The organism is Winogradskyella vincentii, assembly GCF_020166345.1.
Classification (GTDB): Bacteria; Bacteroidota; Bacteroidia; order Flavobacteriales; family Flavobacteriaceae; genus Winogradskyella; species Winogradskyella vincentii.
Genome location: NZ_JAIUJS010000006.1, coordinates 64142 through 89039 on the forward strand (window position 1 = coordinate 64142; position 24898 = coordinate 89039).

General features: G+C 33.9%; 22 protein-coding genes. 8 read left to right on the forward strand and 14 right to left on the reverse strand.

All coding sequences use genetic code 11. The features are described from left to right. Window positions 1-101 precede the first annotated feature (101 nt). From LBV24_RS11660 to mnmE, 10 genes are all read right to left on the reverse strand, one after another. Entirely contained in the window at window positions 102-464 is a 363-nt protein-coding gene (locus LBV24_RS11660) for a DUF4870 domain-containing protein (RefSeq protein WP_114301337.1), read from the reverse strand. 58 nt (window positions 465-522) lie between these two features. Continuing rightward, window positions 523-708 carry a YgaP family membrane protein gene (locus tag LBV24_RS11665; RefSeq protein WP_224478841.1) on the reverse strand — a complete coding sequence of 62 codons (186 nt, stop codon included), beginning with the start codon at window positions 706-708 and terminating at the stop codon, window positions 523-525. 8 nt (window positions 709-716) lie between these two features. Then, window positions 717-3917 carry an efflux RND transporter permease subunit gene (locus LBV24_RS11670; protein WP_224478842.1) on the reverse strand — a complete coding sequence of 1067 codons (3201 nt, stop codon included), beginning with the start codon at window positions 3915-3917 and terminating at the stop codon, window positions 717-719. Window positions 3918-3953: 36 nt separating this feature from the next. Further along, window positions 3954-5042, reverse strand: coding sequence for an efflux RND transporter periplasmic adaptor subunit (locus tag LBV24_RS11675; RefSeq protein ID WP_224478843.1), 1089 nt, complete (start codon window positions 5040-5042; stop codon window positions 3954-3956). 4 nt (window positions 5043-5046) lie between these two features. After that, window positions 5047-6360 (reverse strand): TolC family protein, encoded by a 1314-nt coding sequence (locus LBV24_RS11680; protein ID WP_224478844.1) that lies wholly within the window; start codon window positions 6358-6360, stop codon window positions 5047-5049. A gap of 188 nt (window positions 6361-6548) precedes the next feature. After that, window positions 6549-7274, reverse strand: a complete 726-nt coding sequence (locus LBV24_RS11685) for a peroxiredoxin (RefSeq protein WP_224478845.1) — start codon at window positions 7272-7274, stop codon at window positions 6549-6551. A gap of 158 nt (window positions 7275-7432) precedes the next feature. Further along, on the reverse strand, window positions 7433-7582 hold the full coding sequence (locus LBV24_RS11690; protein WP_224478846.1) for a hypothetical protein: 150 nt from the start codon (window positions 7580-7582) through the stop codon (window positions 7433-7435). 196 nt (window positions 7583-7778) lie between these two features. Then, window positions 7779-8837: a c-type heme family protein gene (locus LBV24_RS11695; protein WP_224478848.1), complete on the reverse strand. Its 1059-nt coding sequence runs from the start codon at window positions 8835-8837 to the stop codon at window positions 7779-7781. 7 nt (window positions 8838-8844) lie between these two features. Further along, the gene (locus tag LBV24_RS11700) at window positions 8845-9222 is read right to left on the reverse strand and encodes a rhodanese-like domain-containing protein (protein WP_224478849.1); all 378 of its coding nucleotides are present in this window, start codon (window positions 9220-9222) and stop codon (window positions 8845-8847) included. A gap of 132 nt (window positions 9223-9354) precedes the next feature. Continuing rightward, complete coding sequence (mnmE, locus tag LBV24_RS11705) at window positions 9355-10743, reverse strand: tRNA uridine-5-carboxymethylaminomethyl(34) synthesis GTPase MnmE (RefSeq protein WP_224478850.1); 1389 nt, start codon at window positions 10741-10743, stop codon at window positions 9355-9357. Between the two features lie 176 nt (window positions 10744-10919). Here mnmE and LBV24_RS11710 point away from each other — a divergent pair, with 176 nt between their 5' ends. Then, on the forward strand, window positions 10920-12068 hold the full coding sequence (locus LBV24_RS11710; RefSeq protein ID WP_224478851.1) for a TlpA disulfide reductase family protein: 1149 nt from the start codon (window positions 10920-10922) through the stop codon (window positions 12066-12068). Between the two features lie 20 nt (window positions 12069-12088). On the opposite strand, the gene LBV24_RS11715 is transcribed toward LBV24_RS11710, so the two are convergent. After that, window positions 12089-12742 carry a rhomboid family intramembrane serine protease gene (locus LBV24_RS11715; protein ID WP_224478852.1) on the reverse strand — a complete coding sequence of 218 codons (654 nt, stop codon included), beginning with the start codon at window positions 12740-12742 and terminating at the stop codon, window positions 12089-12091. A 61-nt stretch (window positions 12743-12803) separates the two neighbouring features. On the opposite strand from LBV24_RS11715, the gene LBV24_RS11720 reads away from it, so the two are divergent. Further along, window positions 12804-13694: a lysophospholipid acyltransferase family protein gene (locus LBV24_RS11720; protein WP_224478853.1), complete on the forward strand. Its 891-nt coding sequence runs from the start codon at window positions 12804-12806 to the stop codon at window positions 13692-13694. A 6-nt stretch (window positions 13695-13700) separates the two neighbouring features. On the opposite strand, the gene LBV24_RS11725 is transcribed toward LBV24_RS11720, so the two are convergent. Together LBV24_RS11725 and glmM are read right to left on the reverse strand one after the other, a co-directional pair. Beyond that, entirely contained in the window at window positions 13701-15206 is a 1506-nt protein-coding gene (locus tag LBV24_RS11725) for an aminotransferase class V-fold PLP-dependent enzyme (RefSeq protein WP_224478854.1), read from the reverse strand. A gap of 36 nt (window positions 15207-15242) precedes the next feature. Then, a complete protein-coding gene (gene glmM, locus LBV24_RS11730) occupies window positions 15243-16631 on the reverse strand; it encodes a phosphoglucosamine mutase (protein ID WP_224478855.1) in 1389 nt (462 codons plus the stop codon). Between the two features lie 70 nt (window positions 16632-16701). Here glmM and LBV24_RS11735 point away from each other — a divergent pair, with 70 nt between their 5' ends. From LBV24_RS11735 to LBV24_RS11760, 6 genes are all read left to right on the forward strand, one after another. Next, window positions 16702-17304, forward strand: a complete 603-nt coding sequence (locus LBV24_RS11735; protein ID WP_224478856.1) for an acyl carrier protein phosphodiesterase — start codon at window positions 16702-16704, stop codon at window positions 17302-17304. Then, the gene (gene ggt / locus LBV24_RS11740) at window positions 17301-19007 is read left to right on the forward strand and encodes a gamma-glutamyltransferase (RefSeq protein ID WP_224478857.1); all 1707 of its coding nucleotides are present in this window, start codon (window positions 17301-17303) and stop codon (window positions 19005-19007) included. Before LBV24_RS11735 ends, ggt begins: the two co-directional genes overlap by 4 nt. Window positions 19008-19100: 93 nt before the next feature. Further along, entirely contained in the window at window positions 19101-22352 is a 3252-nt protein-coding gene (locus tag LBV24_RS11745) for a S41 family peptidase (protein ID WP_224478858.1), read from the forward strand. Window positions 22353-22379: 27 nt separating this feature from the next. Continuing rightward, window positions 22380-23048 (forward strand): DNA alkylation repair protein, encoded by a 669-nt coding sequence (locus tag LBV24_RS11750; RefSeq protein ID WP_224478859.1) that lies wholly within the window; start codon window positions 22380-22382, stop codon window positions 23046-23048. Beyond that, on the forward strand, window positions 23045-23944 hold the full coding sequence (locus tag LBV24_RS11755; RefSeq protein ID WP_224478860.1) for an ATP-grasp domain-containing protein: 900 nt from the start codon (window positions 23045-23047) through the stop codon (window positions 23942-23944). Before LBV24_RS11750 ends, LBV24_RS11755 begins: the two co-directional genes overlap by 4 nt. A gap of 12 nt (window positions 23945-23956) precedes the next feature. After that, window positions 23957-24694 (forward strand): hypothetical protein, encoded by a 738-nt coding sequence (locus LBV24_RS11760; protein ID WP_224478862.1) that lies wholly within the window; start codon window positions 23957-23959, stop codon window positions 24692-24694. On the opposite strand, the gene LBV24_RS11765 is transcribed toward LBV24_RS11760, so the two are convergent. Next, a complete protein-coding gene (locus LBV24_RS11765) occupies window positions 24683-24862 on the reverse strand; it encodes a hypothetical protein (protein ID WP_224478863.1) in 180 nt (59 codons plus the stop codon). The genes LBV24_RS11760 and LBV24_RS11765 overlap by 12 nt on opposite strands. Between the last annotated feature and the right edge of the window lie 36 nt (window positions 24863-24898).

The following is a 24898-nucleotide window of genomic DNA, read 5'->3' on the forward strand; positions in this document are numbered from 1 at the left end:
TTTTAATTGGTTTGATTATATGTGTTAATTAAACTTGACTTGACTAGTCATAAAAAAAGCTCACTGAAAAGTGAGCTTTTTGTTTTCCATTTCTTTAATAACTAACTAACAAAATTAAGAGATAATGGATAGCTAGGTAATTCCCCATTACTAGCTTTAATAGCATTTACAATAGGCATCACAAATGCTAAAATTCCTATTAATATTAATAATAATATTCCTAAACCAAATATCAAAATTAAAGGTATACTTAAGATGCAGTATACGATGATACTTAATTGAAAATTTAAAATGGCTTTGCCATGAGCATCCATACCTTCTACATTATCCTTTTGTGTAGCCCAAAGTATTAGAGGTACTATTAAACCTCCAAATCCAGTGATATAAGTCAATAATTGTGCTAAATGCGTAATCATTAACATCTGATTGTCTGTACGTTTAAGTGTGTGATAATTTGATTCCATTTCTTGATTGTTTACATTGATATGACGCAAATAATCTAAATATGTTACACTTCAAATATTAATTTTTAACTCCCAATTTTTCTAATATGGTATCCATTAAACACCATTTAGTTATGGAAGACTGTAATAAATTAGCACCGACAAAAGCTGTAAACCACAGCCAATTTTGATTTACGTAAATCGCTAACAGTAAACTGATTAAAATAAATGTGCCCGCTACCGCTCTAACAATTCTATTTTTCATAATGTATTTTATTTATAATTCTTTCTTTCAATTAAATAATAAACCAATGGAACCACCAATAAGGTCAAGAAGGTTGAAACTATAGTTCCACCCATTAGCGAGATTGCCAAACCTTGGAAAATAGGATCGAATAAAATTACAAAGGCTCCTATTACAACCGTTCCAGCAGTTAATAATATTGGTGTAGTTCTTACGGCACCAGCTTCTATAACCGCTTGCTTAAGTGGAATTCCTTCATCTAATCTAAGATTAACAAAGTCAATCAACAACACGGAATTTCGCACCATAATTCCTGCAAGTGCAATCATACCAATAAATGAGGTTGCCGTAAAAAATGCTCCTAACATCCAATGCCCTAAAACTATACCAACTAATGATAATGGTATAGCAACCATCATAACCACAGGCGCCTTGAAGTTTTGGAACCAGCCCACAATAAGTATATAGATAATTATGATAACACCTAAGAAGGCAATACCTAAATCTCTAAATACTTCCAATGTAATTTGCCACTCACCATCCCATTTTACTGTATAATCATCTTCAAATTCTGGCTGTTTTATATAGAGCTCATCCATATTGTAGCCTTTAGGCAAATCTATTCCCTGTAGTTTATCAGACATTCCTAAAATGGCATAAACCGGACTCTCTAACTCACCAGCCATATCTGCCATGATATAAACTACTCGTTTTTGGTTTTTGCGGTATATGCTCTTTGGTTTGACACCTTCTTCAATAGTAACCAAATCAATTATAGGGACTAAATTTCCATGTTTTGATTTTACTTTTATACTTGCAATATCCTGTAATGTTGATTTTTCATTTTCATCTAAAGTCAACACCAATCCTACTTGATTAGAGGCGTCCTCATCATACAAATGAGTAATGGCTTTATTAGACAATGCCATATTCATAGTATGTGTAATTTGTTGCGGTGCTACACCGTTTAGCATAGCTTTTTCCTTGTTTATTTTAAAATTGAATTCTTTTTGATTGGCCTCTACCATCCAATCAATATCCACGACATCATTAGTTCGCTTTAAAATCTCTTGAATAGAATCACCAACCCTAATTTGTTCATTATAATCTGGACCATAAACTTCTGCCACAATCGTTGAAAGAACTGGAGGTCCAGGTGGAACTTCTACTAATTTAACATTGGCATTATATTTTGATGCTATAGCCTGAATTTCCGGACGTAGTAACTTTACAATATCGTGGCTTTGAGCTGATCTATCGTGCTTATCTGTGAGATTTACTTGGATATCTGCCATATTACTACCTCCACGTAAATCATAATGGCGTACCAATCCGTTGAATGTAATCGGCGAAGATGTGCCAACATAACTTTGATAGTTAACAACCTCAGGTCGTGTTGCCAAATATTGCCCAATTTCTTTAGCAACAACAGCAGTACGTTCTAACGTTGTACCCTCAGGCATATCAATTACCACCTGAAATTCATTCTTATTATCAAACGGCAACATTTTAACCGCCACAGTCTTTGTAAAAAATAATCCAACTGAACCCAATAATAAGATGAATGTTATACCCAAGAAAAGCCAGCGCTTGGTTTTATTCTCAATAAGTGGAGTTTCAAATTTTGAATAAATTTTGAATATAGTTGAATCTGAAATACCTGCAGTTTCATCTTCAGAAATTACTTCTACTTTTTTATCCTTTTCCCTTAAGAAAATATAACCCAAATATGGCGTTATAGTTAGCGCGACAAATAATGACAGTAACATCGCTATAGAAGCTCCTATTGGCATTGGGCTCATGTAAGGCCCCATTAATCCTGAAACAAATGCCATAGGCAATACAGAGGCTATAACTGTAAATGTTGCCAATATGGTTGGATTACCTACCTCATTGATTGCATAAAGAGCTGCTTCTTTAAATGGTAAGCGCTTCATTTTAAAATGCCTATGCATATTTTCTGCAATTATGATGGAATCGTCAACAACGATACCTGTAACAAAAACTAATGCAAACAGTGTAATTCGATTTAAAGTATAATCCAATAAATAATAACTCAATAATGTAAGGGCAAATGTTATTGGCACAGAAAGAAACACCACTAAACCACCACGCCATCCCATAGCCAACATTACAACTATGGTTACTGCGATTATAGCACCTATTAAATGCAGGAGTAACTCAGACACTTTTTGTGAAGCTGTTTCACCATAGTTTCTTGTAATTTCTATGTGTACATCATCTGGAATTAAATTAGTTCTGAGATAATCAACCTTCTCAATAATAATATCAGAAATCTTCATTGCATCAGCACCTTTGCGCTTCGCTACTGAGATGGTTACTGCTGGGTATTCTGATTTGAATTCATGTATTTTTTCACTAGCGGAGCCAAATCCTAAACTCACATAATTAACAGGGATTTCTGGACCATCTACAACCTCAGCAATCTGACCTAGATAAATAGGTTGATTTTGATATACGCCAACTACAAGATTTTCGACATCCTCCTTAGTCTTTAGGAATTCTCCTGTTTTTATTAAAAATTCATTGTCATTTCTATCAAAACTACCAGAACTCAACTGTTGATTGTTCACTCTTATCATTTCAGCGACGGAAAGGAAGTCTAATTCACTAGAAGCCAATTTATTCTTATCTATCACGACTCTCAGCTCACGATTTCTTCCTCCAATTTTATGAGTTATTGCAACATCATTAACTTTTTCGATTTCATCAGTCAATTCTTGTGCAATCTGTTTTAACATATAGTCGTCATATTTTTCACTCCATAATGTTAACCCAAGCATCGGAACATCATCAATAGCACGCGTTTTAACCAATGGAAACGTTACGCCTTGTGGCATTTGATCCATATGCTTATTAATCTCATTGTAAAGCTTAACAATAGAACGTTCTATATCTTCACCAACATAAAATTGCACGATAACCATACCTTGTTCTTGCATAGAGGTAGAATAGACATACTCTACACCTTTTATATTTGAGAATAGCTTCTCTAGTGGTTTTATAACTCTAGACTCAACTTCCGTCGGACTCGCACCTGGATATCCAACAAAAATATCCGCCATCGGTACGTCTATCTGAGGTTCTTCTTCCCTTGGAATAAGAAATGAACTATATACACCAATGACCATAAATACAATCATTAAAAGCACTGTAAGCTTAGAACTTATAAAGCCTTTGGCAATCTTTCCTGCTAACCCTTCTTTCATTTTCTTAGATTTAATTTAATTGCTTAAAATGGTTCTTTAATTAATAGTTAGTTTGGCTCCATTATATAATTTCTCATCAGAAGACAAGATGTAAGATTCATTTTGAGTCAAGCCAGATAATACTTCCACTTGGTCACCAAAGGTCTTTCCAAGTCGTAACCAACGTAATACTGCAGTTTGTTGTTGACTTACGGTATAAACACCTGATAGTTGACCGTTGGTTATTATTGCTTCAACGGGAATCATTATGGTTTCTCCTATGTTTGAAGAATTAACCTTAGTATCTGGAAATTGAACGGATGCGAACATACCTGAACGTAATTGTTCATTTGATGCATCTAATCCAATTTTTATAAGATATTGACCACCAGAATGTGCAGAAGAAGTACTCACTTCAGTTACCGTACCTTCGATAATAGCATCTATTGAAGACACTATAACGTTAACCTTTTCATCTTTTGAGATATATGAAATTGTAGATTCTGGTACTCGTGCTATGACCTCAAAATTATTTGGTGATTCAATGGCCAATAAAGGCATTCCAGGATTTGCTAACGCTCCTTCGTCTATAAATTTAGCTGTTAAAACACCATTAAAAGGGGCCTTCACGTTAGTGTAAGCAAATTGTGCATTGATTTCGATTTTCATTTGCTGAGCAGACTCCAACCGAGCCTTAGCCATTTGATAGTTTGCAGTTACGTCATCAAGTTCTTTTTGAGATGCACTATTCTGATTAAATAAGTTTGTATATCTATTAAAGTCTTTTTCTGCAATATTTAACGCAGCTTTTGCTTCAGTAATACCAGCACTTACTTGCGCTCTTTTAGCCTGTAAATCACTATTATTGATTACCATAAGCACTTGTCCTTTATTGATTTTATCGCCTACTTTCACGGCTATTCGCTCTACATGGCCCATTATGCGAGTGCTCAGTTGTGCACTATTCTCAGCTTCTATAGTACCGCTAACTACTAATGGAGCATTTGTCTTATTTGCTGTAACCGTTGCTACTTTTACCTCAATTTTTTTAGAATTATCCGCAGATATTTCTTTTTTACTTTCACCACAACTGAACACTCCTAGTATTAAACCAATTGCTAGTAATTTATATATGGATTTTTTCATCATTTTAATTTGTTGTTAAAAATTTTAAATATGCTTTGGTGCCATTATATTCATAAATGGTTTGGAAATATTCTAACTGTTTCTGTGCATATTGAGTTTCTGCCATTAACAAATCAGCTGTTCTTTCCAGTCCTTCCTTAAATCTATTTGTTCTAATTCTCAGTGCCTCTTGGGATTGCTCAACCGCTTGCTGTGACAATTGAACTTTTAGAGATGCATCTTCAAGCATTCGCTCAGTTTTGTTCAGCTCTAGTTTACTTTTAGAAACATATTGGTCATACTCCAATTTTGATTTCTCCAATGATGCTTTTGCTTTCTTTGTTTTACTGAATCGTTTTGTTCCTTGAAGGATATTCCACTTTAATTCTGCACCAAACAAATAACCATCAGCACCAAATTGAAAAAGATTATCATCATATAACTGGTAACTACCAAAAGCATTTAAAGTTGGTAAAAAGGTCATTTTATCTGACTTGTATAATGTCTCCATTGCATTTGTTGCCAGTTGCATGGCCTTAATGTCAGATCTATTTTCAGAAACTTCGCTTTCTGCATTTAATATTTTATTATCCAATTGCAAACTATCAACAGGTTGAAAAATTACTTCCGACTTATCGTTCATTAAAAAGGACAAATAATTAGAGGCGTTTTTTACATTACTCTTGGCAGATTGTAACTGATTTTTTATTTCAGTGACCCTTAATTCTACAAGTAATACGTCAGATCGTTGTAAATATCCTTGATCAAAACTGTTTTGTGCAAGTTGCAAATTTGATGTAGCCGCAGTTAAGGCTTTTTCCAATACTGTAATGGCTTTATATGCTAATTGTAATTGCATATAAGCATTTTCAACCTCATACTTTACAAAATCTCTTATACGCTCTGATTGTAATGCTGTAGCATCCATTTTATACTTGGCTGCTTTTCGTTGATAAAACCCATCTGCATTAATTAAGGGTTGTTGAAATTCAAAAGCAGTAGCAAAATTTTGTATTTGGCTTGGATCATTAAGCACATCAGGATTAAAATCTGCTTGAGCAACAATCTCTTGATTTAGTTTAGATCCAAAAGCCATCAATGGATTCGTAGTTGCTATTGCAGTATGTGAAACTGAAATATTTGGTAAAAAAACAGCATTAGTCTGTTTGTAATCAGCTTTTGCTTCATTGAAGGCCTCAACTGAAATCTTTATTTTATGATTTGCCTCTGAAACTTTATTAAATACTTCTGACTTTGAAATTGGTTGTACCTCTTGTGCATAGAGGTTAGTAACTAAACCAATTGCAAAACATGCTATGAGAAATCTATTCTTGTACATTTAATCTTTTATTTAGACCAAAATTAAGCCCATAGAAGATTATGCTTCGTAACAAAGGTTACCTTCAGCATTTATTATTCCTTAACCATGCGTGTTATGAAATAAAAAAAGAGCACCTTTAATGGTGCTCTCCTCTAATGGTGCTCTCCTCATAGAAACAAATATTACCCATACCTTTAATTCAAACCTTAGGATTCTATTATTTCATCTAAGACTTTTTCTTTGTTTAACTTTTTTGTACAGAAAAACCAATCTTTACATTCTAAGTCATCAGTGTTAGTCATACGCTCTTCAGCTACACCACATGAGCCTGCCGGTGAAATAATTACGTCATTACCAGGTTCCCAATCTGCAGGTGTTGCTACATTAAATTTATCTGAAGTTTGCATTGCTATCAATGCTCTATATATTTCATCAAAGTTTCTTCCTAAACTAAGCGGATAATAGATAACAGCTCTTACTGTACTTTCTGGATCTATAAAAAAGACTGCCCTTACAGCTTGTGTTTTGTGCTCGCCAGGTTGAATCATACCATACTTCTTGGCAACATTCATTGTAATATCTTCAATTAAAGGAAATTTTACTTCAATATCCTTCATGCCATTAAATTCAATTTTGTCCTTAATTGTTCTTAACCAAGCAATATGACTATATAGTCCATCTACAGAAAGACCTACAAGTTTACAATTAGCCTTAGCAAATTTTTCTTCTAGGTGGGCAAAGGTCATGAACTCTGATGTACAAACAGGCGTGAAATCCGCAGGATGGCTAAATAAAATCACCCATTTTCCTTTATAATCTGATGGGAAATTAATCTCACCTTGTGTTGTAATTGCTTTGAATTCTGGTGCCTTATCACCTATTCTAGGCATTGAAAAACCAATTTCTTTTTGTGAAATATCGCTAGTTTCCATATCGTTATAGTTTTTTAATTAATACGGTAAATTTAGTTATCAAATTAACAATACTGTGTAACGTTTGTTACCTCAAATCATTGAATTTTGACCCAAAATGAAACAAAAAAAGCGCACAAATAATTGTGCGCTTTAAAAAACGATAAATAATTTTTTAATTAGTTGCTATTAGTCTTGTCCTTTCCTTTTCCACTGGTCATGAAATTAACCAATATACCAATTAAAATAACACAAACTAGACCAAATACCGCTATCATTATAACTCCATTGGTCCAATCATATAGTAAAGTTGTTAAGGCACTAAACATATATTTCTTTTTTGATTCTTGATGTAAAATTAATCGAAGAATTCCTCTATAAATATGATAATTGTCAGTAAATAAAAAGTAATTTAGATTTAGTAATTGAAGCTATAAAACTCATATGTATATTATAATAGATTGAATTTTATTTGTCAATTTATTACTTCATAAAAAAACAATATCATAATTCTTGAAATTGAATTTATAACTTATCCGTAAATTCTATATCCCAAATTCCCCTTACTTGATTAACGTTATAACCAATTGCTTTGTCATTAGGATACAAGGTCGCCAATCGGTCTAAAACTCTAGGTTCAATATTTTCAGTTGGTTTTCCGTGACATTGTAGACACATAGAGTTTGTTACAATTGGATAATAAACATTAACGCTGCTATTATTTTCTGTGATAATTGGCTGTACTTCAATACCAGCCTTTAAATCATTCTTAAATTTTTCTATATAAGTCAACTCAGTCTTACTGGCTAAATTTCGAATATTTCTGGGTTTGTCTGATATCCGTTTTATTCGAGCATTATGAACAACGGCCATACTATCAGTTAGTGGAAGGGCCCTCTCATTGCAAAAATTTAGCGCTTCAAGTGTTCCTTTTTTTTGAATGGTTTTCATAAGGTTTTTGCCCAGAACTGCTTTCGTTGATAATGCATATTTCAATCCTCTTTCAGAATAAGGTAAATCCTTTATATTTGTTTGGGACTGCTTTTGATGCATTCCTTTTCCCTTACCTTGCCCCATTCCTTTTCCTTTATTCGATCCTTGATGTTTGCCCATGCCATTTCCTTTACCCGTTCCTTGGTGCTTTCCCTTTTCCTCGTTGAAGTGCTCCTCAAACCATTCAGGTTGTTCAATTTCATGGTCAAACATGTAATCAGCTATTTGTTCAATAGTTTCTATGGGAAACGCTTGTTTAGGCATTACTCCAAATCGTCTAACTGCACCTCTCATTTTAGCATCATCTTCATTTGGGTTATTGATCCAAGCTTTCATATCATTGACAAACTGCTCCTTGGTTGTCTCTTCATTGATATAATGGTTTTTTATAGCGATCATGGGTGGTCCTATTCTATCATCATGACTTGCCGTAGGACTATGACATACATAACAATTGGTCTCCATAAGTTTTTTACCTGGATGTTTGCTAGCAGTTAATTCTTTATCAAAGGCAGACAAATCTTTATTCTTAGAATCATTGCAACTCAAGGTAAAAATTAATATCAATCCAATAACAATAAACTGTTTCATATTTTAATTATTTATAATTTAGTATGCCACCCTTTAAATCGTAGATTTCTTTAAAACCCATAGTTTCGAGTTTTTTTGACGCCTCTCCACTACGTACTCCACTTCTACAATATATATAGACAGGTTCATCTTTATTTAACTTATTGAACTCTATACCAAAGCTGTTAGAATTGAAATCAATATTTCTCGCCCCATTTATGTGACCAGAATTATATTCTTTTGGGGTTCTAACATCTATAAGCTGTACTTGTTTATTATCTACTTGTTCTTTAAACTCTTTAGGTGTAAGCACTTTAACAGTATCGCTTTGAGAGCCATTACAGGCAATTAAAGAAGTAATGAATGATAGAATAACTATAATTTTCATAAATAAAATAATCTTCATTAAAATTAAGGTATTAACCAATAGTGCTAAGTAACGAATGTTACACAAAAAGAGAAACGCAATCAAGTCATAGACTTAACTCAAATCTACTTAGTTTATAGGGAATGAAAAATCAAGAAAAGAAGATGTTTTTTACTTCCCAATACAGAAATTGGCGAAGATATTTCCAAGAAGATCATCAGTAGTAATTTCACCAGTTATTTCACCAAAGTGATATAAGGCTTGCCTAATATCTATAGCCAGTAAATCACCTGAAAGCCTGGTTTCTAGTCCATGCTTAACTTTTTGAATTTCTTCAAACGCCTTTAATAAAGCATCATAATGACGTGAGTTGGTAACTATAGTTTCATCATTTCTAAGGGAACCTGTATTAATTAAATTTAAAAGTGAATTGGTAAGTTGCTCTACACCAAAACCTGTTTTTGCCGATAATAGAAGGACATCAGCGATAGATTTATTTACTTCAGCCAATTGGATATCATCTAATGTATCTATCTTATTTGCAATAACCAACAATGGTTTTTGAGGATGTTTATTTCGAATTTTTTCAATTTCTATTCTAACTGATTCTAATTGATCTATATTTTTCTGTGCATCAAACAGATAAATAACAACTTGAGATTGATCAATTTTTTCAAAAGTCTTCTTTATACCAATACTTTCTACAACATCCTTTGTATCCCTTATACCAGCAGTGTCTATAAATCTAAAACCTATTCCTCCTATTGAAATCTCATCTTCAATTGTATCTCGAGTCGTACCTGCTATTTCAGAAACAATGGCTCTGTCTTCATTCAATAGTGCATTTAAGAGTGTAGATTTACCAACATTGGGTTCTCCAACAATCGCTACCGGAATACCGTTTTTTATAACATTGCCAACAGCAAATGAATCTATCAACCGTTTTAACACAAACGTAATTCGATCTACCAATTCCTTAAATTGGGTTCTATCTGCAAATTCAACATCTTCTTCTGCAAAATCTAATTCTAATTCAATCAAAGAGGCAAAATTCAATAACTCCTCCCTCAACTTCGCAATTTCTGAAGAAAACCCACCACGCATTTGTTGAATGGCAATTTTATGAGATGCTTCATTATCACTAGAAATCAAATCTGCCACAGCTTCTGCCTGACTTAAGTCTAACTTTCCATTTAGAAATGCTCTTAATGTAAATTCTCCTGCAGTGGCCATTCGACAACCATTTCTCAAAAACAACTGTATAATCTCCTGCTGAATATATGCTGAACCATGACAAGAAACCTCAACAACATCCTCACCAGTGTAAGAATTGGGGTTTTTAAAAATTGAAATCAGCACTTCATCCAAAGTACGGCCATCATCTACAATATGACCTAGATGAATAGTATGTGTCTTCTGTTTAGCAAGGGATTTTTTATTTGTAACAGATTTAAAATGTGAATCTACAATAGTAATTGCATTGTTACCAGATAATCTAATAACAGCTATTGCACCACTACCCGATGGTGTTGCTAAAGCTACTATTGTATCATTATGCATTAGAAACAAATTTATTGCAAAAGTATTGTAAATAAACAGATTCTACCATATCCTATTAGTGTATTTTAAGATTTAATTCACAATCCATATTAATGATTTTTGGTGTTAGTTTTTATATTTGCAAGGCTAGTGACACCATATTTATTGGCTAACTCTAGAATATAAAAAGAAAAAACATGAAAAGAATTCTCATACTAGTTGTACTCCTTATTGCATTTACAGGTTGCAAACAAGAAACAAGATCGGATTTTGTAATCAATGGTATTGCAAAAGACGTCTATAACGGCTCTAGAGTCTATTTAAAAGATGTAAGTAACCTTGGACGAGAAGTTTACACAGACACGGCAATTGTAATGGATGGAAAATTCACATTAAAAGGTAGTGTAGACGAACCAAAAGTGAGGTTTCTAGAAATTCAAGGTGTACCTGGAGAATTTCTTTTTATGCTTGAAAACAGCGAAATTGAAATTGAAATTAACAAACAATTAATGCTAGATTCTAAAGCTACAGGATCTAAAACCCACAACGATCTTGTGGACTATCAAAGTGGTATAAAGGAACTTCAAGAGGAAAATCGAAACATGATTAATGCCTTTATGAAATTCAGAAAGGAACAAGATACTGCTAGACTAGATTCTATGAAAATACTTTTGGAAGATCATGGCCAACGATTTTTAAAATTTCCAGCGAAGTATGTTAAGGATAATAATGACAGCTATTTCAGTCTCAATTTAATAGGCCTTGAAGCAAACAAAAAGAAATTTGATGTTGAGGATTTTTTAGATGCTTATGATAATTTAATCCCAAGCTTAAAAGAAACTCCAATGGGTGTGAAAGTTAAGCGCAAATTGGATAGTATCAACACAGAATACCAAAAGACTGCGCATCTGCAAGTTGGTAAAGTTGCACCTAGTTTTGAAGCACCAAAACCAGATGGAACTATAGTTTCTTTAGAAGAACTCAAAGGAAAAGTTACCATAATTGATTTTTGGGCAGCTTGGTGTGGGCCTTGCCGAAAAGAAAATCCTAATGTAGTTAGAATTTATAATGAATATCACGACCAAGGTCTTGAAATTATTGGAGTTTCGCTAGATGGTAATTCTCGTCAGCAGAATCCTAAGAAAGCATGGTTAGATGCCATAGAAAAAGACAAACTTACATGGACGCAGGTTTCACATCTGAAATATTTTAATGATCCTGTAGCACGTCTATATGATATTAATGCTATTCCTGCGACTTATATTTTGGATAAGGACGGTAAAATAGCGGCGAAAAACCTAAGAGGACGCCAGTTAGAAGCTAAAGTTCAAGAATTGCTTAGGTAATAAGTTTTTACAATTATAATTTATCGGAGTTTACCCGTTTTGTACATTACAAAAAGTATGATAATTGGTATTGCAAGCAGGCCTACGTGACCTAAGTCTGTTTTAAACAAACTTGGCATCAATAAAAGTGTTAATGCATAGCCACCAACTGCGCCTCCAAAATGCGCATCATGACCAATGTTACCTACTCTGTTTTTTATACCATAGATAGAATACAATAAGTAACCAATACCAAATACATAACCAGGAATTGGAATCGGAATAAAGAACATATATAAGCTCATACTTGGCTCTAATAAAATTGCTGCATATAAAATACCGGTAACTGCTCCACTCGCACCAATAGCACTGTACCAATATTCCTCTTTATGAAAGTATAGAGATAACAAGTTTCCAAAAACTAAACTTGCCATATAAATAATTATAAAATTGAAATTGCCTAATTGATTTATTACAGTTCCTGCAAAGAAATAAAGAGTTATCATATTCATTAATAAATGCGTAGTATCTGCATGTAAAAACCCAGAACTGATCATTCTTATCTGCTCACCTCTTATAATACTACCAACATTGAATTTGTATTTTTCAAAAAACAAACGATCGTCAAAACCCTTGAAAGACATAATAACGTTGGCTGCGATAATAACAATTGTAACTATTCCTAAATTGTACATAAACTCTAATCTATTAAGTCAAATATAATATATATTTGCCCTTTAAAACTAACATCATTTGATGCAACTTATTGCTTACATAATTATTTTTCCAATTCTCTGGTTAGTCTCAATTTTACCATTCAGGATCTTGTATGGCTTATCTGATGTCATGCACTTTTTTATGTATAGAATATTTGGGTACCGCAAATCCGTTGTTAAATCAAACTTAAGATTGGTATTTCCCAATAAGTCTGATAAGGAAATTGCGGTAATCACAAGTAAATTTTACAGCCATCTTTGTGATTTAATTCTTGAAGCTATAAAGTCATTAACAATTAAGGAAAGTGAAATAAAAAAACGATTTGTTTATAAAAACATCGAAGAAATAAAAGCACTAGAATCTCAAAACCGTAGTGTTTTATTAATGTGTTCTCATTATGCAAATTGGGAATGGTCAGTAGTTATACAATGTCATATAAAGCATAAGGGTTATGCAATTTATAAACGTTTAAGAAATAAACACTTTGACGGTCTAGTTAAGCGTATGAGAGCTAGATATAATGCCTACCTCATTACTACAAAAGAAACTATATCTACCTTAACTAAACTTAAGGCAAATGGTGAATTATTTGTAGCAGGATTTGCGGCAGACCAATCTCCAAAATTGAGAAAAACGCATTATTGGAGAGAGTTTATGGGAATTAAGGTTCCTGTAATCACAGGTCCTGAAATGATTGCCAAGAAACTGGATGTGCCTGTAATGTTTTTTAGAATAGATAAAGTTAAACGTGGTTATTATGAAGCTACAATTGAGCAGGTAATTATGAACCCAAAGGATTATGGTGAAAACGAAATCACGGATAAGTACATAGAATATATCGAAAAACAGATTTATGAAAAGCCAGAGTTCTATTTATGGACACATAAACGCTGGAAATATAGTAATCAAGTCCCTGAAAACTTGAAATAATCTGGTTTACCTCAAATTAAACCAAGAATCTACATCAGAAGAGTTGCAGGGTTCGTTATTTTGAGATTTATGTATAAATTCATTATTACAACGTGAGTACTCATAGTCCAAAGCCCATTCTTCATGGTTTTTAGCCATGTCAATAATACTATCACACACATAATTTATCTCAGCATTAGTTGTTGTAGGATGAATTGACATTCTTATCCATCCAGGTTTACGAACAAGGTCTCCAATAGAAATTTCATCTGTTAATTCTTTAGAAGTTTGCTGATCTACATGTAATAAAAAATGACCATAAGTACCTGCGCAACTGCAACCACCTCGAGTTTGTATTCCAAACCTATCATTTAGAAGCTTTACTCCAAGATTATAATGCAAATCGTCAATATAAAATGAAATCACACCTAATCTATCTTTGTGCTGACCTGCGAGGATATTAATATTAGAAATAGGTTCTAATTTCCTAAAAACAATATCTGTGAGTTCATGCTCCCTTTTAAGCATGTTGTCAACACCCATTTGTTCTTTAAGTTTAACTGAAAGTGCGGTTTTAATCGCTTGTAAGAAACCTGGAGTACCTCCATCTTCCCTATCTTCTATATCATCAATATACTTATGTTCTCCCCAAGGATTTGTCCAACTTACTGTACCACCACCAGGACAATCAGGCACCATGTTTTTATATAGCTTTTTACTAAAAACCAATACACCAGAAGTTCCGGGTCCTCCTAAAAATTTATGAGGAGAAAAGAAAATTGCGTCTAAATGGGCTCCACTCTCTTTTGGATGCATGTCAATATCCACATATGGTGCAGAACAAGCAAAATCAACAAAACACACACCTCCATGACTATGCATCACCTTAGCAATATCGTGATATGGTGTTTGAATACCTGTTACATTAGAACCACCAATTACAGAAGCAATTTTTAATGGTCTGTCTTTATATTCTATCAATAATTTTTCCAAATTCTCAAGGCTGAAAAGTCCATTTTCATCTGGCGGAACAACTTCTACCTTAGCCATAGTTTCTAACCATGAAGTTTGGTTAGAATGGTGTTCCATATGAGAGATGAATACAACAGGTCTAATTTCATCAGGTATTTCAGTAAATTTTCTAAGATTTTCAGGGACTTTGAGTCCTAATATTCGTTGAAATTTATTGACTACACCTGTCATTCCATTACCAGATACTATTAAAACATCATCTTCATTAGCATTAACATGCTCCTTAATAATATGTTTTGCCTTGTGATATGCTTTGGTCATAGCTGTACCAGAAACAGTGGTCTCTGTATGTGTATTTGCTACAAATGGTCCAAAATCATTGAGTAGTTTCTCTTCAATTGGTCTGTATAACCTGCCTGAGGCTGTCCAATCCGTATAAATTATTTTTTGTTCACCGTATGGTGATTTAAATGTTTGATTCTGCCCAATTATATGCGCTCTAAACCTATTAAAATAAGCTTCTAAATCAGATACTCTATTTGTAACAGTCTCAGAAATCATATATGCAGCAATTCTTTTTATAGATAAACAAAGATACTAAATATTAGCAATGGCCTTAATCTCAGTAATGAATCTATCTGCTAAGTTATCAGCAGATTCTTGAGTTGGTGCTTCAGTATAAATCCTAATTATAGGCTCAGTATTACTCTTACGAAGATGTACCCAGCTATCTGCAAAATCAATTTTCACACCGTCAATAGTGGTCAATTTCTCATGATTATAATTAGACTCCATTGTGCTAAGAATGCCATTGACATCCAGTTCTGGAGTTAACTGTATTTTCTTTTTGCTCATAAAGTAATTTGGATAAGTAGCTCTTAACTCACTAACCTTCATTTTTTTCTCAGCAAGAAGACTTAAAAACAAGGCTACACCAACTAATGCATCCCTTCCATAATGCAATTCAGGATAGATTATTCCGCCATTTCCTTCTCCACCAATCACAACATTATTCTTCTTCATTAATTCAACCACATTTACTTCTCCAACAGCACTTGCCTCGTACATTCCGCCATGTTTTTCAGTAACATCTCTTAATGCTCTTGTTGAGCTCATATTACTTACTGTATTTCCAGGGTTTTTACTCAAAACATAGTCCGCACAAGCTACAAGAGTGTATTCTTCACCAAACATTTCTCCTGTTTCATCCATAAATGCTAAACGATCAACATCTGGATCAACAACAATTCCAAAATCTGCATGTTCGTTAACGACAGCCTCAGCTAAATCTCCTAAATGTTCCTTTAGAGGTTCTGGGTTATGAGGAAAATGACCTGTGGGTTCGCAATAAAGTTTAACTGCATGTACACCTAGACGCTCCAATAGTAATGGTATAGCAATCCCTCCTGTGGAATTAACACCATCTACTACAACTTTAAAATTGGCATCTTCAATTGCTTTTTTATTAACCAATGGCAAATCTAACACCTCATCTATGTGCAAATCTATATAAGCTTCATTCTTTGTTATTTTCCCTAAAAAATCAACTTCAGAAAAATTCATACTATCAGACTCTGCTATTTCTAAGATTTTTTGTCCCTCAGCACCATTTAAAAACTCACCTTTAGCATTCAATAACTTTAGTGCATTCCATTGCTTTGGATTGTGGCTTGCTGTTAATATTATACCACCATCAGCGTGTTCCATAGGTACAGCCACTTCAACAGTAGGTGTAGTAGACAATCCTAAATCTACAACATGGATTCCCAAACCTACCAGCGTATTCATTACCAAATTCTGAATCATTTCTCCAGATATTCTAGCATCTCTTCCTACAACTACTTTGTAATTTTCCTTATTGCGCTGTTGCTTTATCCAAGTACCATATGCAGCTGCAAATTTAACTGCATCTATTGGAGTTAAATTATCTTCAACCTTACCACCTATTGTTCCTCTAATCCCAGAAATGGATTTTATTAAAGTCATATAATTTTGATTTTGAGCAAATATAATATCTAATTCCTATTATGTTATTATGAATTTGTAAATTCGGGAAATGAATTTTTTAGCTCATATTTATCTTTCTGGTGACAATGAATTAATAACTATAGGAAATTTTGTCGCCGATGGTATTAGAGGAAAAAAATATGAGCAATACCCAGATGAAATCCAAGTTGGTATTTTATTACACAGAGCTATAGACACCTTTACAGACGCGCATCCAGTTTTTAGAAGAAGTACCAAGCGGCTTCATAATCCTTATGGCCATTACAGTGGTGTAATTGTAGATATTTTTTATGATCATTTTTTGGCAAAAAATTGGAGTGTCTATTCTAAGATTCCTTTAGATTCATATGTTAAGAACTTTTACCATAGTCTAGAGCGCCATTTTGAAATTTTACCTCCCAAATTTAAACACTTAACGCCATTTATGATAGAAGATAACTGGTTACTGAGTTATGCCAAAATTGATGGCATCCAATCGGTATTAAATGGTATGAATAGAAGAACCAATGGTCGATCTAAAATGAATTTAGCTACAAAGGAACTCAAATTATTCTATGCTGAATTTGAAAAAGATTTTACTGAGTTTTTTAACGAACTTATCCTTTATAACAACCAGAAATTAAAAACATTAACCAAGAAGTTTAATTTATGAGAAAATTATTTGGCCTAATAATTATAACTATACTTTGTTTTACAAGCTGCAAAAAAGAACGCGTTTTAGAAATAAACCAAACTGTTAAGAGAGGTGTAATTTCAGAAAATGCGATGGTTGTAAGTGCTAGACAAGAAGCCTCAAAAATTGGCGCTGATATTTTAAAAAAAGGTGGCAATGCATTTGATGCCATGATGGCAACAGAATTGGCTTTAGCAGTAACTTATCCGGTTGCCGGGAATATTGGTGGTGGTGGATTTTTAGTATATCGTTTAGCAGATGGTACAAAAGGTGCATTAGATTACCGAGAAAAAGCACCACTTGCCGCATTTAAAGACATGTACCTTGATGAAGACGGTAATGTAGTTAAAGGAAAAAGTACTACAGGAAGCCTTGCAATTGGTGTTCCTGGGACTATTGCCGGTATTTTTAAAGCTCAGGATAAGTTTGGAAAATTAGATGTAGAAACTATTATTCAACCAGTTATTGAACTTGCTGAAAATGGGTACATTGTTACCGAAAAACAAGCACGTAGATTTAAGTCAAAGGATAGTATTTTTCGGGTTGTTAATGGAAAAGAGATCCTTTATAACAAGAATGTATTAGCTGGTACACGAATTCAAAACCCAGCATTAGCCAATACTCTAAAGCGTATAGCCAAAAACGGAAGAAATGAATTTTATTCTGGTGAAACTGCACGTATTCTTGTCGATTTCCTAAAATCAAGAGGTAGTATTATCACATTAGATGATTTAAATAAGTATGAAAGTAAATGGAGAGACCCAATTACATTTCAGTATGATGATTTAGTAATTACATCCATGTCTCCACCTTCATCGGGCGGAATATGCTTGAGCCAGATTATGACAATGATAGAACCTTTTGACTTAGCTGATTATGGTCATAACCAACTTAAAACGATTCAAGTTTTAGCTGAGGCAGAAAAGCGTGCTTATGCAGATCGAAGTTATTATCTAGGAGATCCTGATTTTGTTCAAATACCAACAGAAACCCTAATGAGCCAAGTTTATCTAGAGCAAAGAATGAAGGACTTTTCCTTTAAAAAGGCTACACCTGCAGACTCAATCTCTCACGGAACAATTGTTGGTTATGAAAGTGATGAAACTACACACTATTCTATTGTTGATCAATTTGGAAATGCCATAGCAGTAACTACAACTTTAAACGCAGGTTTTGGGTCTAAGGTTTTTGTTGATGAACTTGGCATTTTTCTTAATAACGAAATGGATGATTTTAGCAGTAAACCTGGTGTCCCAAATTATTTTGGTCTTATTGGTGCTGAAGCAAATAGTATAGCTGCAGAAAAAAGAATGCTTAGCTCCATGACACCCACAATCATTGAGAAAGATGGAGAATTATACATGTCTGTTGGTACTCCTGGTGGATCTACAATAATTACATCAGTATTACAGACCATCTTAAATGTGCACGAATTTGGTCTTACCATGCAAGAAGCAGTTGATGCTCCAAGATTTCATAATCAATGGTTGCCAGATGAAATAAGAATGGAACCTAATTCGTTCGATCCTTCCTTAATAAATCAATTAGAAGCAAAAAGATATTCTATCAACTTAACTCGTTCTCCTGTTATTGGTAAAGTTGATGGTGTTTTGATTCTCGATGACGGAAGATTAGAAGGAGGTGCAGACAGTCGTGGAGACGATACTGCTGTCGGTTTTTAGTTTTAACAACTTTTTAAAATATCCGCCTTTTCTAAGTTGTATCTTTAGGAGCACCAATCCGAATTCTTAATCTACACTTTAAACCAACTAAGCATGCGATATTTTATTGGCTTTTTAGCTTTTTTTATTAGTTCAATCAGTTTTTCACAAGGCACTCAACTTTTAAGACAACCAACTTTACATGGAGATGATGTTGTATTTGTTTATGCAAATGATCTTTGGAAAGCTTCAACACAAGGTGGTACTGCAATTAGACTTACAAGTGATGAAGGATATGAATCAAGCCCACATTATTCTAATGATGGAAAATTAATTGCTTTTACTGCCCAATATGATGGTAATATAGATGTTTATGTAATGCCTGCTGAAGGTGGTGAACCAAAACGATTAACATATCATCCAGGTGGTGATTTTGTTCAAGGATGGACACCTGATGGTAGAGTTTTGTTTAGATCTGGTAGAGAAAGTCAACCAACAATGACCAATAAATTCTTTACCGTTTCCACAAATGGTGGGTTACCTGAAGCTTTAGAGATACCAAGAGCAGCTTATGGAGAAATGTCGAGAGATGGTAAACACCTAGCATATACTCCCATTACTGGTTGGGATGCTGAATGGAGAAATTATCGCGGTGGACAGGCCATGCCAATTTGGGTAGTTAACTTGAAAACAAAAGAGTTACTTAGAACAAAGCAACCAACTATGGAACGTCATCTAGATCCTGTTTGGTTAAATGGTATCGTTTATTTTATGTCTGAGCGAGATTACACAATGAACATTTGGTCATTTAATCCAAATACCAAGGAAGAAAAACAGATTACTTTCCATAAAAAATTCGACGTAAAAAGTCTTGATTCCAGTAATGATAAAATTGTGTACGAACAAGGTGGTTATTTACATATTTATGACCCTAGTACCAGCAATAGCAGTCAATTGAATATTGAAGTTAAAGCCGATTTAAATTTTTACAGATCTAAATGGGATGATGTAAATGGCAGAAACCTATCAAATCCTAATTTATCACCAAAAGGAAAGCGTGCAGTATTTGAATATAGAGGAGAAATCTTTACTATACCTAAAGAGAATGGAACTTGGATGAATATCACCAATTCTCCAGGTGTTGCAGATCGAAGTCCTATTTGGTCACCAAAGGGTGATAAAATTGCATGGTTTTCAGATATGGGTGGTGAATACAGTTTAGTTTTAGCTGACCAAGATGGTCAAAATCCAGTAACCATTACATTGCCAGAACCAACCTTCTATTTTCAACCAGATTGGTCTCCAGACGGCAAAAATATTGCTTACACAGATACTCATTATAATATTTGGATTTTAAATCTTGATACCAAAAAAACAAAGAAAGTTGCAACAGACAGATACGCTCATCCTAACAGAAGTATGAATCCGGTTTGGTCACCTGACAGCAAATGGATTGCGTACGCCAAACAACAAGAAAGTCACTTTAAATCAATTTTTGCCTACAACGTTGAATCCGGAAAAACTATTCAATTAACAGATCCAATAGCAGATGCCATAACACCTGTTTGGGATGAATCTGGCAAATACCTGTATACACTTGCCAGTACAAACTATGGCTTATCTTCAGGTTGGTTAGATATGAGTAACTATGACCCAGGTTCTAACTTAACCAGAAGTTTATATGCAGTTGTTCTCAATTCATCTGACAAAGCGCCGAATCTTCCTAAAAATGATATGGAAGAAATTAAGGCCGAAGACAAATCTGATGATACTAAAAAGGACAAGAAAGAAGACAAAGATCTTGAAGTTATTATTGATGATAAGAGCATTTTCGATAGAGCTGTTGCATTAAAATTGCCTGCAAGAAATTATGTAGCCCTGTTAAAAGGACCGAAGCATAAAGTATTTATCGCTGAGGCTATACCAAATGAAAATGGCCTAAAAGTACATTCGTATGATGTGGAAAAAGAAAAAGCTACAGATTTCACAAAAGGTGTGTCACAAATGGTCGCTTCAGAGGACAGAAAATCTGTTCTTCTAGCTCAAAACGGAAGTTGGATATTGACCAGCTCAAAAGGTAAACCAAAGCCTGCTGATGACAAATTAAAAACCAACTTGAAAATTAAATTGGATCCTAAAGCTGAGGCACATCAAATTTTTAAGGAAGGTTGGCGTTACATGCGCGATTTTCTGTATGTAGACAATGTGCACGGTGCACCATGGGATGATGTTTACAAATGGTATTCACCTTGGATTGATCATGTACGTCATAGAACCGACTTAAATTATGTTGTAGATATTATGAGTGGTGAGGTTGCTGTGGGTCATTCTTATGTTTCTGGTGGTGATTTTCCTGATTTGAATTTTGTACCTATTGGATTATTGGGTTGTGACTTCAAAATTAACAATGGTAAATATCAGATTTCAAAAATCTATGATGGCGAACGTTGGAACCCTAACACAAGAGCACCTCTAGCACAACCAGGAATAAATGTAAATGAAGGAGACTATATTCTTTCTATCAATGGAAAGAAACTATCAAGTAACAACAACATTTATGAATATTTAGAACAAACATCTGAACGTGAAATTAATATCACAGTAAGTAGTTCTGCAAACGGAAATAATCCTAGAACTGTATTAGTTAAACCTGTTAGGAATGAGCGTAGTTTACGCAGTATTGAATGGGTTGAAGAAAATCGCAGAAAAGTAGATGAATTATCTAATGGAAAATTAGCTTATGTTTATGTACCAAATACTGGTGGTGGCGGTTTTACATCGTTCAATAGATATTATTTTTCTCAACAAGACAAGAAAGGTGCAGTAATTGACGAGCGCAACAATGGTGGTGGCTCTGCTGCGGATTATATGATCGACGTAATGGCCCGTGAACTATTTGGCTATTTTAATAGCAAGGCAAATGACAACAGACCTTGGACCACACCAATGGCTGGTATTTGGGGACCAAAAGTTATGATTATTAATGAGCGTGCAGGATCTGGTGGTGATTTACTACCATACATGTTCAAAATGAAAGACCTTGGTCCTTTAATAGGTACTAGAACGTGGGGAGGATTAGTAGGAACCTGGGATACACCAAGATTTATAGATGGAGGTCGTATGGTAGCTCCTCGTGGCGGATTTTATGATGTTAATGGCAATTGGGCTGTTGAAGGCGAAGGTGTAGCACCAGACATTGAAGTAATCCAACATCCTAAAGAAACAACTAAAGGTAACGATCCGCAATTAGAACGTGCTGTAGAAGAGGCTTTGAAATTACTTAGAGGTAATGAATTTGAGCTTAAACCAGAACCTAAAGCTCCTATAAGATGGAAACGCCCTGATGGTTACAAAAATGATAATTAATTCTGAAAGTAATCTAGTAGGTTAAATATGTCTTTTGTAAAAGAACTTAGCTCTTCTTTAAAAAGTAATAGAGATGAAGCTAATGCCATACCAATGAAAGCTTACATGAAAAACAAGTATGTCTTTTTTGGTATTAAATCTGCTTTGCGAAAGTCTATTTTGAGAGAAATAATAAATGTAAATAAAGTCGAATTAAAGACTGATATTTCAGAGATCACTCAAACACTTTACAATAAACCAGAACGAGAATTTCATTATTGTACCAAGGATGTCTATTCAAGGTTTAAAAAAAGAAATTACAACAAAACTGACATTGGTTTAATAGAATTTTTAATTACTAAAAATTCGCATTGGGATACCGTAGATTTTATCGCAAAACATATACTTGGTCAATTTTTGATTGAAATACCTGAAATGCGAGATAAAACCATTAAGTCGTTTTCAAACAGTGATAATATGTGGTTAAATCGTTCGGCAATTTTGTTTCAATTAGGTTACAGGGAGCAAACAGATTTTCATCTACTTTCACAATTATGCATTAAACATAAGTCATCCAACGAATTCTTTATTAAAAAAGCCATAGGCTGGGCTTTAAGGGAATATGCAAAGTATAACAGTAAGCCCGTTCTTGATTTTGTAAAAAGAACTGATTTAAAACCACTGAGTAAAAGAGAAGCTTTAAAACATTTTATATGAATTATGATGTTGTTGTTTTAACCGATAGTCGCTATTTAAAGGATAGTAAAGACCCATACTACCATAATGTATTTTATGAAGATGCATTGGTATGTGAAGCTTTAAAATCCGAAGGATTAAAGGTTAACAGAAAAGCTTGGAATGACCCTCAATTTGATTGGTCTAATACCAAAGCCATAATGTTCAGGACAACGTGGGATTATTTTGATGATTTCGATAAGTTTTCCAATTGGTTAAATGACGTCTCAAAAGTCACAACACTTATTAATTCAGAAGCTACCATTAGATGGAATATTGACAAGCATTATTTAAAAGACCTTAAAAACAATGGTGTTCATATTGCTGAAACACTATTTATTGAAAGAGGTACAGATTGTAGGCTAGAAGAACTTCATACAAAAATGAATTGTGAAACAACCGTTTTAAAACCATGTATTTCTGGTGCTGCAAGACACACTTACAAACTAAATTCTGATAATTTGAACCATTATGAATCTATCTTTCAGGATTTAATTGCACAAGAGGCGATGATGCTACAGCCATTTCAACATAAAATAGTTACTGAAGGTGAAGTTTCAATGATGGTATTCAATGGAGTATTTACACATGCCATACTTAAAAAAGCTAAAGCTGGTGATTTTAGAGTACAAGACGACTTTGGCGGAACCGTTCATAATTACTCACCCTCTGAAGAAGAAATTAAATTTGCTATTGAAGCTGTCCATGCTTGTGAAGAAATGCCTTTATATGCCAGAGTAGATATCTTCAATGACAATTCAGGTAAAATTGCTTTAGCGGAATTAGAGTTAATTGAGCCAGAACTTTGGTTTAGGAATAATCCAGAAGCAGCTAATGTTTTAGCTAAAGCCACAAAAGAAAAATTATCTTTGTTGTAAATATTATCTGTTTTGGCAAAGTTATCAAGAACTAAACGCATCCTAAAAATTATTGGTGGACTAATTATATTTTTCTCCCTTCCTTCACTCCTCTTTTTTGGTTTTATTTATTTAAAACATAACGAAGAATTGCCAGTTGGGAAAATTGATAAACAGGCTGATGCATTGGCTACAAGCATGCTAAATGCTTTAGATTTTGAAGCATATAAAAATACAGACTATTTAGAATGGACTTTTAAAGGTAGACACTTTTATAAATGGTTTAAGGCTGACAACAGGTGCGAAGTTTATTGGGATGACTTTAAGGTCGAATTAGATTTAAAAGATCATGATAATTCAAAAGTTTTTGTTGCAGAACAAGAGTATAACGGTATAGAAAAACATGATTATATCCAAAAAGCAGAAGCTTTTTTCAACAACGATTCCTTTTGGCTTGTTGCTCCTTATAAGGTATTTGATAATGGTGTAGAGAGACGTATTGTTGAAACCGAAGATGGTGATAAATCACTATTGGTAACGTATACCAAAGGTGGCACAACGCCAGGTGATAGTTACCTATGGCATTTTGATAAGGATGGCAAACCAAAAAGTTTTCAAATGTGGGTAGATATATTACCTATTGGTGGCTTAGAGGCAACTTGGGAAAAATGGATGACAACTGAGAGTGGCGCAAAGCTACCAACATTGCACAAGATTTTATTCTTCGGTTTAGAAATTGATGGTTTAAAAGGAACCGTTTTAAAGAACTAAGTCTTCTGCATCAAAGTCTGTATCGGGTGCTTCTTCTTGTTGTTCAATAACTGCTCGTGTATCATGTACCATTCTTGTTTCCTCCAGAATGACATTAGAAACACCTAACATCCAAGCAACCATTATCAAATAACAAATACGTTTTACCTTTTTGAAAGCTTCTACCATACCGAGCAAAGAACAATTCTTGCTCCAAAGCTGTAC

Excerpts from the sequence above, each read along its gene's own strand:
- LBV24_RS11675 (WP_224478843.1), bottom strand. The coding sequence starts at position 5,042 with ATGAAAAAATCCATATATAAATTACTAGCAATTGGTTTAATACTAGGA.
- LBV24_RS11755 (WP_224478860.1), top strand. The coding sequence starts at position 23,045 with ATGAATTATGATGTTGTTGTTTTAACCGATAGTCGCTATTTAAAGGAT.
- LBV24_RS11710 (WP_224478851.1), top strand. The coding sequence starts at position 10,920 with ATGAAAAGAATTCTCATACTAGTTGTACTCCTTATTGCATTTACAGGT.
- LBV24_RS11700 (WP_224478849.1), bottom strand. The coding sequence starts at position 9,222 with ATGAAGATTATTTTATTTATGAAAATTATAGTTATTCTATCATTCATT.
- LBV24_RS11765 (WP_224478863.1), bottom strand. The coding sequence starts at position 24,862 with ATGGTAGAAGCTTTCAAAAAGGTAAAACGTATTTGTTATTTGATAATG.
- LBV24_RS11680 (WP_224478844.1), bottom strand. The coding sequence starts at position 6,360 with ATGTACAAGAATAGATTTCTCATAGCATGTTTTGCAATTGGTTTAGTT.
- LBV24_RS11725 (WP_224478854.1), bottom strand. The coding sequence starts at position 15,206 with ATGATTTCTGAGACTGTTACAAATAGAGTATCTGATTTAGAAGCTTAT.
- LBV24_RS11695 (WP_224478848.1), bottom strand. The coding sequence starts at position 8,837 with ATGAAACAGTTTATTGTTATTGGATTGATATTAATTTTTACCTTGAGT.
- LBV24_RS11690 (WP_224478846.1), bottom strand. The coding sequence starts at position 7,582 with ATGTTTAGTGCCTTAACAACTTTACTATATGATTGGACCAATGGAGTT.
- LBV24_RS11745 (WP_224478858.1), top strand. The coding sequence starts at position 19,101 with ATGCGATATTTTATTGGCTTTTTAGCTTTTTTTATTAGTTCAATCAGT.
- ggt (WP_224478857.1), top strand. The coding sequence starts at position 17,301 with ATGAGAAAATTATTTGGCCTAATAATTATAACTATACTTTGTTTTACA.
- mnmE (WP_224478850.1), bottom strand. The coding sequence starts at position 10,743 with ATGCATAATGATACAATAGTAGCTTTAGCAACACCATCGGGTAGTGGT.
- LBV24_RS11670 (WP_224478842.1), bottom strand. The coding sequence starts at position 3,917 with ATGAAAGAAGGGTTAGCAGGAAAGATTGCCAAAGGCTTTATAAGTTCT.
- LBV24_RS11660 (WP_114301337.1), bottom strand. The coding sequence starts at position 464 with ATGGAATCAAATTATCACACACTTAAACGTACAGACAATCAGATGTTA.
- LBV24_RS11735 (WP_224478856.1), top strand. The coding sequence starts at position 16,702 with ATGAATTTTTTAGCTCATATTTATCTTTCTGGTGACAATGAATTAATA.
- glmM (WP_224478855.1), bottom strand. The coding sequence starts at position 16,631 with ATGACTTTAATAAAATCCATTTCTGGGATTAGAGGAACAATAGGTGGT.
- LBV24_RS11665 (WP_224478841.1), bottom strand. The coding sequence starts at position 708 with ATGAAAAATAGAATTGTTAGAGCGGTAGCGGGCACATTTATTTTAATC.
- LBV24_RS11685 (WP_224478845.1), bottom strand. The coding sequence starts at position 7,274 with ATGGAAACTAGCGATATTTCACAAAAAGAAATTGGTTTTTCAATGCCT.
- LBV24_RS11750 (WP_224478859.1), top strand. The coding sequence starts at position 22,380 with ATGTCTTTTGTAAAAGAACTTAGCTCTTCTTTAAAAAGTAATAGAGAT.
- LBV24_RS11715 (WP_224478852.1), bottom strand. The coding sequence starts at position 12,742 with ATGTACAATTTAGGAATAGTTACAATTGTTATTATCGCAGCCAACGTT.
- LBV24_RS11720 (WP_224478853.1), top strand. The coding sequence starts at position 12,804 with ATGCAACTTATTGCTTACATAATTATTTTTCCAATTCTCTGGTTAGTC.